The sequence below is a fragment of the Salinimicrobium sp. TH3 genome (genome assembly GCF_026676115.1).
Classification (GTDB): Bacteria; Bacteroidota; Bacteroidia; order Flavobacteriales; family Flavobacteriaceae; genus Salinimicrobium.
Genome location: NZ_JAPONB010000001.1, coordinates 487,961 through 502,827, shown reverse-complemented (window position 1 = coordinate 502,827; position 14,867 = coordinate 487,961). Strand labels below are relative to the sequence as shown.

The following is a 14,867-nucleotide window of genomic DNA, read 5'->3' as shown; positions in this document are numbered from 1 at the left end:
AGAGAATTACAAGTCCGCTCACAACCTCATACCTAGCCCGAAGGTAAATCTCCATCCTTCGTCACTTTTGAAGGTGCTAAACTCAGCCTTAAGAAACTCCGCAACGTTCACTTTAAGCCCCCCGCCGTAGCTGTCATGCCAAGTATTGCTCTCCTGTCCCGGATACCAAACCCTACCTATGTCATAACCTCCAAACACTGATAACCAAAGTGGTAGGACAGGTGTTTTAAGTGTGTTAAAATTATAAATCAAATTTCCTCCTGCAGCCGCTGCCTGTTTACCTGAAAAACGTTGTTGCCTGTAGCCACGTAATCCATTATTACCTCCGAGGGAGGCTGCCTGGTAGAATTGGTAATCATTTCCAAAATTTACAGTTCCCTGAATTTTGGTGTTAAGTACCAGCTTTCGATTCTTAGAAATAGCATTATAAAGCTCAAGATAAGGGTGAAAATAGCCATAGATTTCTTCTGTAGCCTCCACATTCATTTTTCCACCTCCTGTAAGCCTAAGGTTCAGTCCGCTGGTAGGGGTCAATTTTGAATCATAATTTTCATATTTATAAACGGCTTTTAACCCTCCGAATAGTTGCCGATCAAATATGGATTCACCCGGTGTAAATTCTTCTAAAAGAAAGTCATTCCGCTTTTCCTCAACACTTATACTTTCAAAAGTCGCCAAGTATTTAAGATGGTGTCCATTTGGAGATTGACGGGTCCATCCTGCTTCTCCTGCTATTTCTTCAATCCTAATTCGGTTATATGGCCAACCTTGTTCTTCTGTGAAATTCTGCGTGTCATTTCCAAAGCCAAAGAAATTTCTTGTATGTCCTGGGCTGGAATAATAAACACCCAAGTAAAAATTGTAATTTCCGGTGAAATTTTTAAATTCTCCCCCGTACCTCAAGTCGAATCCCCTGGTCCTGGAGTAGTAACGCACCTCTAGATCATGTCGACTTCTAAATGGAAATTTTACAAGGTTTCCGAAGGTGTAAGTTCCACTGAGAGTTGGCACGAAACCATCATCGGGATTATAACTAAAACTGGGTACAATACTCATCCCAGTGGGATCCCTTCGATCTGGATTATACAAATTAACGTAATAATCATCTGTGAAAACTGTTCGGGCACCGCTCTTTTCCTTTACCGCATTTTCCTGGGAACGATGGTCATATATCTTGAGTGAGTTCCCATTTTCTATCTTATAAAAATCATTATCCTGCCCACCAACAAGTCTCACCAGGATATTACTTTTCCCTACTCCCTTCACATAAAATTGATCATCATCGTCCAGCCCATAGACAATAACTTCTTTGGTCTGATCTTCGTAAAATGTTCTTTCTGCGACCACCTCGTCCCTGTCTCCATCCTTATTTCGCGAAATACGAATTTTGGTACTTCCATCTTCCAGTCTCTCAACATCAATGTAATCGTCCTTATCGGTACCTCTAAGGATAGCAACTTCTATTAGAAGGTCATAATACCTTTCAGCAATGCCTACCAAATTATCTCGACGTCCTTTTACCTTTTTAATCAACTCGTCAGTTTTCTCACCCTGTATTTCTTCAGGTAAATGGGTGAAGGCTTCTTCTATTTTTTCATCCGTTAGTCTCTCCTGAAGAAAGGAAGCTTGGGAAATCCACGTTTCCTTATCTAGATTCTGAATAAGATTTCTATCCAGGGTTAAGGCCGAACGTGTGAAAGCCTCTAAATTCTCAATATCCTCTCCGTAGGCAGAAAATTTAGCACTCAGTCCTCCCAGGGAACGAAGGAATTTGAACAGGATACCATCATAATTAGAAAAGACCTGGTCCCGGTCTCTGGGAATGGGTTCAAAAACTCTATCTCCATTTTCCAGTTCTATTTCCGCCCAGCGCCACTGATCGTTATGCCTGTCCCAATCTCCCAGGAGCATATCGAATATTCTGGACCTTATATAAGCGGGTTCGTTAACACTGTACTGTTCGTCTCTTCGAAGACGGTCAAAAAGTCCCTCTGTACTTTGAATATCATGATTAGGTGCTCCAAAGCTTTCATATCCCAGCCAATGTTCTTCGGGACGCTCTTCTATCATGTAAAGATCATCCCCGTGCTCAAAATTATAATTCCCTAAAAGTGGTTGTTTTGGTAAATAATATAATTCTGGATTGGTGTGCAGAACTTCCCCCGCTTCAGCCAAAGTTGGTACGGCCAGGAAACCATAAGGATGAGAAGCCGTGTAAAAACCCCTGATCAAAGACTCCAGAAGAGTTCCGTTGAAAAGCCCGGTAACAGGTTTATTCTTATAGAGTGCAGCCTGAATAAATTGAAGTGGATCTTTTTTGATCTTTCTGAAGTTATACTCTCTATTTAAGCTGTCTTTTACTCTTAAGGAATTTGTCTGAGTTCCTCCCCCCATCCGCATCGGCTCGAGGCCGCCGTAAAGCGTATCCAGGTCGGCAGTACGAACAGTGACAGGTTCCAGGAAAAGATCCCGATATCCATCTCCCAACCACATGTTGTCATATAGCTTAATTTCATCTTTTCTTTCCGGATATACCGACTTTTCAACCAGGGCGGGGAAAGTTTCAGATAAGGTATCAATAGGAAAAGTTCTATTAGCCTCGTAAACCTTCTTTTGATAAAGTAGAACAGGCTGATTTTGTTTTGAAGCATAAAAGCTGACCCAGGAAGAACCATCTTCAAATACGTCAAAGACGGCAAACCCCTCTCCAGGATATGCAAACAAGCCATTGTTCCTTAATCCTGCATATGAAAAAGTAGAAGCAGCCCCTGCGATTATTTGTTTTACATGACCTTCTTCAAGATATTGTAAGGAGTGATCATGACCGGATGCGAAAACAACTTTTCCCCATTTCTTAGAAATTGTTTCCAGCCGGTCCAACAGCTCGCTATACCTTCTATTCTGAACATCCTGGGAAGAAAGTCCTCCACTTGTACGAAGCAACATGGCCATAGATCCAATGAGAGGGACGGGAAGTTTCTTTTCAGAAGGTTTTAAATAAGGAGATAAATAAAAATTTCCACCATGTACCCCGTTGGAGAAAAGAGGGTGATGCATTGCAAAAACGGTGGTTTTATTCTGGTTCTTTTTTAGCTCCGTTTCAATTTCAACGAGCATGGCTTCCCGCGTTTTGATTTCGGGACAGTCATCATTAATGGTTGGGTGATCATCCCAGTTGTTGATGTACCATTGTGAATCCAGAATTATTAGGTGAACTTCATCGGAAATGTCTACAAATTGAAGCGGACAACCATTGCGTGGCATGAAAACATCCGATTGATCTAGTTTTCCCTCTAGGTACTCTTCTTGTTTCTCCAGTCCCTCCATGCCTTTCTCGTCCCAATCCAGCTCCCCGGGAATAAAGACAGGTCTAACAGAAGAACCTTTTACTGCATTGATTTGTTGATCCAGGTAATTTTCTGCACTTTGTCGTTCTTTAGGATTCTCACCTATTAGATTCTCAGCGCGAGTATTGTCACCTAAGAAAACGACAAAATCTTCGGCTGAGGAAACTGAATCCAAGTAATGTTCAAGTGCTTTTAAACCTGAAGAGTTAGTATCAGCGACCTTATATCCAGCATCCCCTATAAGATAGAATGATTTAACCTTTTCCAGGCCTGTGGGATAATTAGTTTTATTTGATAAGTAAGAGTTGACGTATTGTGGTTTGGGTGATCCACAGGAATGAAGAATAATCAAGACAAAAACGAGAAGAGGAAATAATTTAATTTTCATAAATTCTTTTAAATAGCAGGTTTACAGTAGAAGGGAACTCTGAAAGTTAGGTAATGAAGCCGATGGGAAAAATTCTTCCTGACCACAGGTCTAACCAGCTATAACATCCTCTTTTTTAGCTCTCAAATTCTACAAAAAGAATATAAATGAAAAAGTGCACCAAAAAGTTTAAATGCTGTTAAACAACCTTCAGCCTTTGTGAAGACGTAGTTAAAAGTTATAGGGAAACTCATGCATATTATGGACTTATAGAAAAAAATCCTGAAAAATAACGAGTATTATTTTAAGAAATTGAGCAAATATTAGTTGATCAACGTTGGCAGTGGCTATTTTAGCATAAACATTTTATTTTTATTCTTTAGCAAAAAGCCCGTATTTTAGCAACAAGAGCTCCAACCGTTTATTACAACAGCAGTGCAACAGCAACATGAAAAAGCGGTTTCAACTGCTCCTATAAGAAATAAAAAATGTTTCCAGCACGAATTCAGGAAAGAGCGTGAGATCTGAGAGGATTGTTCCTTTCAGCAGGAATCCCTCCTGTCCTCTTCCTCTTTGCTTTTGCTTATTTAGTCCAATCTCCCACTTTTCCTGAAACAACTTTTGAACTTCTCCTTTCTTGGCCAGCAGTAATTTCTCTAATTGTTTTTATTCAATGGAAAGTTTAGTCGTGTAAAAACAAAAATCTTTTGTAGTCCGGACACAATGGCTACAGCGAGAGGAAACAATAACTATCGGAAAAACTATTTTTATAAAAAAATCAAACAAATGGGCAAAATAATCGTACAGTCTTGAAAATAAATAAACCGTAAATTGCTAATTATCACAAGCATTACGGTTTCTTCCTGTGACCCCACCTGGGATCGAACCCGAGACCACCTGATTATAGCTATGTTGGTTTAGCTTAAAGAACAGCATTGGCGGTATGAAATGTTCTGGTCCAACCGTCAGTTCTCATAAGCTTTTTTTCTGTTTAGGATATTCTTGGAGATAGGTGCTATACGACCTCGTTAGCCTCTCCTCTATTTCTGCGTCTTTTAATGTTATTAATTCAAAACTGAGATAACCAATCAAGCTGACGAGTAGGATCAGAAGACTTCCTAACATCATGCCTAAATTTTTAGGGAGTATATAGGCATTTTTTAGTTTAACATCAATAACAGTTAGTCTTTCCGTGGCTATTGCTTCCTTTTCTTGTTGCTTTTGAAAGAAAAACTTTAACTGTTTTTCTAATACCTCAGTAGTAATAGGAATGCTCCGGGTGCTGAGATCTTCATTCATTTTTTTCATTTGCAAAAGACCCTTTTGGAAGTCTTGCATTTCATCAGCCATGAGCTCCATGATTTCATCTAGTTTCTTCATCTTTCTTTGTTTTAAAATCCTACGCCTGTATCCAGTGCCCTTTTTATAGTTTGCTTCACCAAATCCCTTACCATTTTATTTATGAAGCCGGTACTAAGTTGAATTGTATTACTGGCCAACTGCAAAGACTTTGGTGCATCTTTTAATTTAGTGAAGCTATTATTCTGGCTTATTCCAAGGACAATTTTACTGCCAGTCATAGACCGGTGTATCTCGCTTCCCTTTAGGTTTATTCCTTTAAATTCGAACCGGAAACCCTGCAGCTGATTCGATTTGTTGAACGATGAGATCACCGTCACCCGATGCTCCTGCATTCTTTTAATGTATTCATCCAATGACTTCGGTCTGACCTGCAAAACCCTTTCATGAATATTCTGAACTTCCATGCGATGTTGTTTTAGCTCCAGAAGCTTATCCTGTTGCACTTCCCTTACCCTCGTGAGTCCCATCTCCCTGGCCACGTTATCCGCAGCAATTTGACTTCGCTTTCCAATAAAATTATCTTTATATGTCTCTCCTGTCATACTTATGCGATTCACATAGATATGTATATGGGTGTGTTCTTTATCTCTATGGACAAAGGAAATTGCCTGGTGGTTTTTTAGGCTCATCTCCGTCAAGAATCGCATGGCTACTTCTCCAAGATCTTTCCGAGTCATATTCTTTCCGTCTTCTATGGTGGGACTCACTACAAAGCTTAAAGTGTTATTGATGCATCTGTTATTTTGTGACTGTATGATCTTAAATTCTTCGGCAATCTCCTGCGGTGTATCACCTGCCAAAAATTCTTTAAGAACTACTTCGGCATCTTTCTCCTGGTTCCAGCCATATGCTATAGATTCTCTTGTACGAGATATGGAGTGTCCCTTCCCAATCATTTTCTAAATTTTTTTAAGTGGGTTCTTATATCTTCAGCCAGACTTTTTACAGTCGCAGCTAGCTGAGGATCTCGATTTTTAAACATGCTGCTGATTCTGGAAAAGTTAGTTTTGTACTGCACGAGTAACCGGTAAAATTCCAGTTGTTCCGGAGTAATTCTCTCAACAATATTTCTTTCAAAAGCGGTGGAACGGAGATACTCTGAAAGAGAAATTCCTGCCCTGGCCGCTCTTTTTTTGAGTAGCTTTTTCTCGTAAATCGAGCAGCGGATTTGGATGAATTCTCGTTTCATTTTTTTAGTTTTCAGTCTTTGCAACCTCCGGGCGCAAAGCAAGATTGTCATGACAATGACACATCTTGCTTTGCTACTCAAAAAAGTAGAAATAAGTCATTAGCCTGATTTGGTTTTTAATGGTTTATACTTCCTGTCATGGGTGCCATTAACAAGTTTTTCATTCAAGTCTTTATGGCCTGCGCATAACGAACTCCCATCCTTACAATTAGGTATGATTCTTAGAATATTTTCTGTTGCTTTAATTCCGGCGGAGTCGCGGTCCAGGTATAATGTCACAGTTGAGTAGTGGGTAAAAATCACAAGGACTTCAGGTAAAAAAGACAGAGAATTCAGAATCAATAGATCAGCATTTTCAACTTCTTCGGGATTGATAATTGCTAAAGACAGAAGATCAAACATTCCTTCCAGTACTGTAAGATGTTCTTTCCCTTTACTGAGATATGAATAACTTTTAGGTGGTGTGGAGGTTTTGAAGTAAAGGTTGCGGAGCTCCCAGCCTCCTAAATGGTTCTTCAGGCCCAGGGCAAAGAATCTTTTACCATTCGATATATACCAGATTTCCTTGCAGTAGACCTTTGCTACTTCAACCGGGATATTGCGAATTTGAAGATATTTCTTGAGCATTTTATGTTCTATTGGTAAGATCTCCAAAACTCTATTTGAAGGTTCTATTCCACTAGTTCTGACTTGGCTATTCAGAGGAGAATTAGAAACAGGAATCCCATCTGACAAATAAGCCAGTGCTTCTGCTACGGAACAATTCAAAATAAGGCATACCAGGTCGATCACGTTTCCTCCTTTCCCGATACCGAAGTCGTACCACCTGTTTAGTCTAAAGGAAATTTTGAAAGAGGCTTTAGTTTCTTTTCGCAGAGGACTTAGGAACCAGGCTTCTTTTTCCGTTTTCCGGCTGGGAAAATGTCCCAGGTTTTCAAGGGTTTTGATAATGCAAATGTTACGTGCTGTTTCACAGTTCATTTTTTTTGTTTTCATCAGCATATTATTTACGTCAGATTGTAGCTCTTTATAGAAAGAACACTGTTGAGTCCTTTTTGTCATCATTTTATTTTTGATGACAGTTTGATGACAAAATGATGACAGCCGGAACCCTTGCTATTACTGGTCTTATCTTACTTTGTCATCAATTCATCAAAAAAATAAAAAAGATTCAAAGTTTTTCTTTCAAAAGCAGTCTTCATTTTGATGAAACGATGACAGCAGCTGAAACTTCCCGAAAATACTGGAGTTTCCCTGTCATCGTTTTGTCATCATTTCATCATTTTTCCCCAGAAGAAGGAGTTCAGGGATTTTTGAGATCCTCAAAATTCTCCAGGAGGAAACTTTTGTTTATAGTGAAATAGCGTCCTTTAGCTTCTCTGAATGTAGTAGAGCCATCTCCCCACAGTAGTAATTTTTGATAGCGGTTGGAGTTGCTTTGGTTTTCCAGTTTCCAATCCTTTTTCAGGATATTGCGGATCTGGGTAAGATCGAAACGAAGCCTCGATCTATTTATGGCGTTATAGGCATCCATGGGACAAAGGTCCAATGATTCCAAGTCATGGTCCTCCATGATCGTAAGAAGGATTCCGGCCAGTTCCCTTTCCACCCGATTGCGGTTGTTCTGCACAAGTCTTTTTAAAGCAGGAGTATCTATTTGATCAGCAGAAAACCACATACGGGTTTGATGTTTGGAATGGAGCTTTCTATTTTTCAGGAAGTGCAGAAAGGAAGGAATTTCTTCGGCAAGAGTCTCCAGGAATTCTGTTTGTTCTTTTTTTAACACTGGTACCTGTAGTACCCAGAAGCGGGTTTCATGGTGGTCGATTTTAATAAAATTCTCTTCATTATTGCTGCAGAGGATGAACTTCCCGAAGAATTCTACTTCCCGTTTGTCTTTCCCTTTTGCCTCCAGTTTATTTACATTGGTGGTGCTCAGGTATTTGATCCTTTCGGTTAACTCTTCTTTATTGAACAACACTTCATCGATACAGATCAGGAGCTTGTTAGCCCAATCAGCGTTGAACTGACTGGTGAAGCTGTCATTGGTAAGATAGGTGAGATTGCTCTCAAAAATGAGTTTAAGCCATTTTAGAAAAGTACTCTTTCCTGTGGAGCGTTCCCGAGACACCAGGCAAAGAATGGGCAATATTTGAATAGGCTTGGTAAATAACAGTTGAAGGTAATCCAGGCCAAGTTCGTAATGATTACCAAAGATGTGTTTCACAAAATTTAAAGAGACCGTACAAGGGCCCTCTTTTAATTCATGGCTCAAGGGCGCATACGTATTGTAAAAGTTTTGGAAGGAGGATTGAAAATTCAGATGGTCTGGAACACAAGTAAAACCATCAAATTTTGGAATGGCTGCAAGAAAAGTTTTTCCATGGTCCTGCCGGATCGTTTCAATATTCCATGGCACCAGGGATTGATTCACCACTCCGGAAATGTTCGGAGTATTTACCAATTTATAATATTGGGTGGCAACCCGGATATATATATTCTTGTTTTCCAAGACTCTTTTTTCTTTTATCTCCTTTGTACTGACAATTTATCAACTAAATATAGCAATTGATCTAAATAATTGAATAACAATAGCTTAAAATAAGTTTTAAGTAGAAATAATTCAATTTATCGCTTTTTAAAATGGCGTTCTTATAATTTCATATCAAATAGCCTTTAATGATGCTCCGGCAAAAAACAGGATGATCTTGGTTTTCGAAAATTTGGCAAGAAAAAGCTACGGGGAGTAATTTTCTTTAAAAAAATGAATTTTTGAGACAAGATATTTTTCAGATTTACTTATTGTATCTCGAGCGTTTTCCATTTTCTCTGAGATTATTTTTGCATCTGAACACATTCTCTGATTTTTTTAGATTTACTTCCCGTAGAGTATCCTATGTTAAAAACAAATCTTTTAAAATAAATTTCTTCTATAGTGAGAGGTGCTATTGAAAAAAAAAGAAGATGATTTACTTTTTATATCTTGAGCGTTTTCCTTTTTTGAAGTAGACGAACACTTCGTAGAAGGTACTGCAGCTACGACTATGCTTTTTCTTTTGTGACTTACTTCCCATAGCGCCCTCGCTGTTACCTTTTTTGATAAGGTCGTATGTATCACATTTAAGATTGGGAAAGACTTATAAAAAGGCGAAGTATGAGCCTGATTATGCAGTCGGCCAAGATTAAATGTTATTATTTTTTTATCAAAAAAGGTAAAGAGAATGCTCTGGCCAAAGAACTTTGAAAAGAAGTTCATTACCATGAAGTTAGAGTCAATAAGAGAAGCTCTATATTCTAGGAGGCATACTTCATAATTTCGACATAAGGAGTCCCTCTTCCCGCTACAGCAAACGCTCTGGCTAGGAGCTTATTTCTTATAATATTAATGGTGCTCATCTTATTTTTCCCAGATTTAAGCCTTCTTTTATAGTACTCCCTAAGTTCAGGATTGGTACGAATGGCACAGACTGCACATAAATGAAGTAAAGCCTTCCCATCCAGATGAGCTAGCCTACTTACTTTAGTTTTTCCTCTAATACTAGTTCCAGATTGATTAGGGAAAGGAGCTATTCCGCAATAGGCAGCAAATTTCCTCCAGGTTTTAAAAGTTGTAAATCCATCTGTAAAAACAATCAGATATCTCGCAGTAACTTTCCCTAGTCCCTTAATAGTCATCAATAGCTGGTATTGTTTTTTAAGGATTGGGTCTTGGCTTATTATTTTGTCCATTTCTTTTTCAAGAAGTTTAATCTGTTTGTCTAGAACCTTTATAACCTCTCGTTGCACCCCATACAGTAAGTCTTCATCTTTGAAGATCCTTTGTTGCTCCTTCAAGGTGGTCATGTGACCAGCGCGTTGAATTACTAATTTCTTGCGCATGGACATCAGATACTTGAGTTTTATTAAAGAAGGAGTAGATAACTTAAAGTCGTCTATTTCTTCTCTTACGCGATAACCGTAAAGTGCAATACGTTTTGCATCTGCCTTATCATCTTTACCTCGTGTGATTCCCATTGATCGTTTTATTTCCAGCCCTGGAACAACCTGCAGTAAATACTTCTCTCCTCCTAAAAATTGGATCAACTGATGAGAATACAATCCAGTATGTTCAAAGACAAACAGTAAATGTTCTTTTGCTAGATTACTGGTTTTTAATGACCAACTTACCATCTGTTCAATTCCTTCAGGATCATTACTAAAGGTTTTTTGAAGACCGCTCGTATGGATGCAGCAATCCAAGGTCAACTTACTTACATCAATGCCCACAACTTCTTTTATTTTCATAATTTAGAATAGTTTAAATGGTTGCATTAAACTAAGACCTTTATTAGCTAAAGACTATAATCCTATATGGTTCTTAGCAACCGGTTAGAAGAACGGGGACTGATACTCTACAAAGACCGAAAGTCTTGCCGTCGCTTTAGTTCACCCCGTTCTTTTTCACCTATAATTTATTAAAGAATCCAGTTGATCCGGGATTAGGAATAAAGGAAAACTATAATACAAAACTAAAGGCCTTCGCTGTTACCATTTTCCGTTGCTCCCTTAGGGAATTTAGAATTAGGATAGGCCGTATAGAAAATTTTACATTAATGGCTGGAGCTCAATTCAGGCCGGCTAACTTCTAAATTCCATTGTTTTGCATCAGTATAAATGGTAACAGCGATGGGAGGAGGTGAAAAATTAGGTGAAGAGGTATCTATCATTAACTGAAATTAATTACTTGCAGGATTTGGCGGACTCTTGACTAACGGATAGTACAAGATTCTATTTTTTAGAACATCCTCATTAATCCGTTAGTCATGTGTCCAAGACCTCCCCCCAAAGCTCTTTTCCTGAAACGCAGTGGAGGGGAATGTGCTTTGGGGGTCATAGATTTAAAGTTTTATCTATGGAAATTAAAGATTTTCATTTCTGAAAGAAAAAGGTTTGAGGCTGTAGGTTATCAATTGTGGAGAATCTGCAAATTGGTAATTTTTATTTTGCTATAACCCTATAATCTTTTTCACTATTGAGTTCATCAGAAGGAGAATCTAGTGACCCGGCTTTCCAGCAGAAAACCTAAGTATTTCATTTAATACGTTGTCTGAGGAGGCGTGGAGAAACAGGCCTTAAAACTAATGGTATGCTAGTTATTCAGGGTCTTTGACGCACCTGTGATAATTCTCCTTGCCCCTATTTAAACCACCTGCATCACGTCCTCTCTCTATATAAATTGAAAGACCCCGGAAACCGCAGAATGTTTTAAAGCCGGAGCAGTGAGAGATAAAGACTAATATGAGTAGGATTCAACCTGTGGTCCTTCTTAATTCCATCAAGGCATTCATGTGGTGTACAATATTCATACATAGAAATTAAAGGTTTAGGTCTTGTCCACCTTCGATAAGCAACCGGTGATCTGATTCTCGTTCTTCTAGATGAACTCTCCAGGAGGAAGTTTAACTATTTTCAAGCTATAGAATTGTGTAAAATTCATCAAATGAATTTCAAAAAGTGATGTCTAGCTAGCTCTATAGGTATTCTTTCATAACGAATAGTTTTTTTAAAAATACTCAATAAAAATATCGTTAATAATGTTAATTTTATCCAAAATTATTATAGACTAGCACCCCTTTTATTTTGGAAGATATTCAGACCCAGTTCGATGGCTATACCGTATACTTTGGTGACAGAAAAATAAAGTTTCCTTTGGGAGTTATTTCCTCAAATCACGAATGCAGAGCTAGATCGAATTTTTTCCCCGCTAAGTTAAGCGCCTATACAGTATATATTGAAGACAGAAAGTTTTACGACCACTCTGGAATAGATTTTAAAGGAATTGTAAGAGCTGCCAAAACAAATTTTATAAAAGGACGTATTGTCCAAGGAGGCAGTACGATAACTCAGCAGTTGGCAAGAAATTTAATTAACGACAATACAAAAACTTTCAAAAGAAAAATAAAAGAAGTTATTAGAGCTTTTGATATTGAGGGAAGTTATTCCAAAAATGATATTCTTAATCTATATTTCAACAATATTTATTTTGGAAAAAATCTTCGAGGGGTAAGGGCGGCTGGACTTTTTTATTTTGGAAAAGATGTTAACGAACTGTCTCAAGTCGAGTGTTTATATTTATTGACTATTATAAGAGGACCTAACTATTATCTTACAAACCCAGAGCAAAAAAATAAACGGTTCCTGTTCCTAAATGAAGTCCTATATAACAAAGGATTAATTTCAGATAACCTTTATAGGAAAAATTTAAAATCCACTACCAATTTTGGTGAAAATTCCCTTCAAGTATTCACTGACACTGTTGTTCCTTTTATTGCCAATGGGATAAGTACAAAAGGATGTAAAATTTTCACTTCACTTAATAAAGATCTACAGGAAATTGTTGAAACCTTCAGAAGAGATTCTAAATATCCCGTTTCTATTATAGCAATAAGAAGAGAAAAGGTGGTTGCTTTTAGCAGTAGTTATGGCTCAGATTATCCTTTTAAATCAAGAGCAAATGTTGGATCAACTTTAAAACCCTTTTTATACTGTTTTTTAAGAAACTCAGGTATTCCAAAAGAAAAAAGATTTGATGCTGTAAAAAACAATTTAAACTGGAAAGTTCGGGAGTACTATAAAAATAATTCTACTCTGAATCTTGAGGAGGCTTTGTATTTATCCAATAATAATACTTTCATAAATGCTTGTGACCAAATTGGCATAGACAAACCTTTATCTGAATTGGCAAGAGTTCTTAAGAAAGAACGAACCTCAATGACGGAATCAATTATTTTGGGGGCAACAAACCCTGGAATTACGCTTTTCGAGCTTGCGACCGCTTACGCTCAATATTTTAAACCTCAGAACCTTACCCCAATAAAGAAGGAGTGCTTAGCTATTCTGAATAGAGTGGCAACTGATAAATTAGGTTTTAATGTAGAAAACGCATTTTTAAAAACAGGAACTACCAATGCTAATAAAGAACGTTACGCTATAATTGGTAACGCCGAAATGACCTTTGCTATACTTCGTAATGAAAATCCTATTGATGATTCTTCAAAAGAAGGGGGGTTTATTAAGCAGATTTCAAAAGCAGTTTATGCCATGTTAGTCACCAAAAAAAATTACAAATGGAGTTAATAGAACATTTCTCAGATGTTAAACCAGAATTTCTTCTGATTCTTATAACTTCGTTTTTTGCTCTTATATCTTGGATTATCAAAGGTCTTATTGAGAAACCTTTAACTGAATCACGGATTACTTTTAGGGATGTTTCGGAAAAAAGAATTGAAATTCTTTCGGAAATAAAAAGCCGACTCGCCTTTATAGCATATTTTCCATCCGAAGAAGAAAGTAAAGAGTTTAAGGAACAACTTCAGGAAATTCTGCTTCGGGACGGTAAAGTAGGATTTTTAAATAAACTAACGTTTGAAGCCGTTTTAAAACTCTCTATAGATCCTGTAACAAACGAGAAGTTACTGCTAAAAACAATTGAAGAAATAGACGAAGATCTCTATATCCAAGTTTCCAAAGTTCAAGATGAGGTAAAGTTTTATATTAACTTCTCGAATTATCATCCTGTGAAAAGATTTTTCGGTTTCTTAATACTAGCAATTCAATATTTAATCGCACTTACTTTGGTATTAATTACTTTAACTCTTATGGTTTCAGGACTAATTTATTTAAACTGGTTCCTAAAAATTAGTTTAATTCTTCTCTTACTAGGCGGTACTTTTGGAGTAGGAAGAGCAATAACTCGGTGATCTCTACCTTAATATTAAAGAATAATATGTGTGAATTTATAATTAATATCGCTTCTACAATACTTGGTGGAATTCTCCTGACCCTAATTCTATTTCTTCTCAACGAGTACGTTTTTAGGAAAAAAAATTTTACCGGAGAATGGGATGTTGAATTGACTACCCATCAAACTGATTATAAAAAATATCAGCATATGAAATTGTATTATCGAGTCCATATATTACAAAAAGGAAACGAACTTACTGGATCAGGAGAAAAGTTAAAAGAAATTTTATCAGATGGAAAAGAGATGACATATAGTGAGAAATCGACAGTTGCAATTAATGGATATTATGAGAGAAAGTATCTAGGAAAAAGCAGAATCTATTTGAGTCTGATCGAAAAAGGGGCAAAGAGAGAATATAGAACTTTTTATGTTTTAGAAATCAGTAATAAAAGTAAATTAAAAGGTGAATTTTCCTCTACCGCAGCCAATTCTAAAGGGGAAGTAACCCTAATAAGACATAACAATTTTTAGAACTAATATTAGACAACCATAAACAAACGATAGGTTTTATTTACTTTTTAAAGAAGTTAAATCACGCATTTAGGTAAATTCTTTCTTCCACAGGTTTAATGTTGGTCTGGATGACCTTCCACAAACCCCATTTCAATAAGGAAATAATGTGGGATATTGAATTCCATTCCAAATTCTTAAGGATTCACTTTTGACTAAGCTACATTTTAGACAGTACTCAGAAATTTGAAGGAGGTAAAAGTCAAATCCCCTTTGAAATTTTTTATGGTTGAACAACTCTATTTTTTAGTTTTTGTTAAAGATCCATTTCTTTTTGAAATAGTATCAATACGTATGAATTGATAACAA

10 protein-coding genes are annotated in these 14,867 nt (G+C 37.2%); 3 read left to right on the top strand and 7 right to left on the bottom strand.

Going from position 1 to position 14,867, the window contains the following annotated elements; translation table 11 throughout:
- Positions 1-18: 18 nt before the first annotated feature.
- From OU683_RS02125 to OU683_RS02100, 7 genes are all read right to left on the bottom strand, one after another.
- Positions 19-3,735 (bottom strand): bifunctional metallophosphoesterase/BamA family protein, encoded by a 3,717-nt coding sequence (locus tag OU683_RS02125; protein WP_268134671.1) that lies wholly within the window; start codon positions 3,733-3,735, stop codon positions 19-21.
- Between the two features lie 951 nt (positions 3,736-4,686).
- On the bottom strand, positions 4,687-5,094 hold the full coding sequence (locus OU683_RS02120; RefSeq protein ID WP_268134669.1) for a DUF6730 family protein: 408 nt from the start codon (positions 5,092-5,094) through the stop codon (positions 4,687-4,689).
- Between the two features lie 11 nt (positions 5,095-5,105).
- Positions 5,106-5,972 (bottom strand): relaxase/mobilization nuclease domain-containing protein, encoded by an 867-nt coding sequence (locus OU683_RS02115; RefSeq protein ID WP_268134667.1) that lies wholly within the window; start codon positions 5,970-5,972, stop codon positions 5,106-5,108.
- On the bottom strand, positions 5,969-6,265 hold the full coding sequence (mbpA, locus tag OU683_RS16560; RefSeq protein WP_326493541.1) for a mobilization protein MbpA: 297 nt from the start codon (positions 6,263-6,265) through the stop codon (positions 5,969-5,971). The genes OU683_RS02115 and mbpA overlap by 4 nt, the downstream gene beginning before the upstream one ends.
- Positions 6,266-6,364: 99 nt before the next feature.
- Positions 6,365-7,261 carry a DUF8464 domain-containing protein gene (locus tag OU683_RS02110; RefSeq protein ID WP_268134665.1) on the bottom strand — a complete coding sequence of 299 codons (897 nt, stop codon included), beginning with the start codon at positions 7,259-7,261 and terminating at the stop codon, positions 6,365-6,367.
- A 307-nt stretch (positions 7,262-7,568) separates the two neighbouring features.
- Positions 7,569-8,777 carry a primase-helicase family protein gene (locus tag OU683_RS02105; RefSeq protein WP_268134663.1) on the bottom strand — a complete coding sequence of 403 codons (1,209 nt, stop codon included), beginning with the start codon at positions 8,775-8,777 and terminating at the stop codon, positions 7,569-7,571.
- 782 nt (positions 8,778-9,559) lie between these two features.
- Complete coding sequence (locus OU683_RS02100; RefSeq protein WP_268134661.1) at positions 9,560-10,549, bottom strand: IS110 family RNA-guided transposase; 990 nt, start codon at positions 10,547-10,549, stop codon at positions 9,560-9,562.
- A 1,335-nt stretch (positions 10,550-11,884) separates the two neighbouring features.
- On the opposite strand from OU683_RS02100, the gene OU683_RS02095 reads away from it, so the two are divergent.
- The 3 genes from OU683_RS02095 to OU683_RS02085 are packed head-to-tail and all read left to right on the top strand — an operon-like array spanning position 11,885 to position 14,519.
- Positions 11,885-13,381 carry a transglycosylase domain-containing protein gene (locus OU683_RS02095; RefSeq protein ID WP_268134659.1) on the top strand — a complete coding sequence of 499 codons (1,497 nt, stop codon included), beginning with the start codon at positions 11,885-11,887 and terminating at the stop codon, positions 13,379-13,381.
- Positions 13,372-14,004: a hypothetical protein gene (locus tag OU683_RS02090; protein ID WP_268134657.1), complete on the top strand. Its 633-nt coding sequence runs from the start codon at positions 13,372-13,374 to the stop codon at positions 14,002-14,004. Before OU683_RS02095 ends, OU683_RS02090 begins: the two co-directional genes overlap by 10 nt.
- A gap of 26 nt (positions 14,005-14,030) precedes the next feature.
- Complete coding sequence (locus OU683_RS02085; protein WP_268134655.1) at positions 14,031-14,519, top strand: hypothetical protein; 489 nt, start codon at positions 14,031-14,033, stop codon at positions 14,517-14,519.
- Positions 14,520-14,867 lie beyond the last annotated feature (348 nt).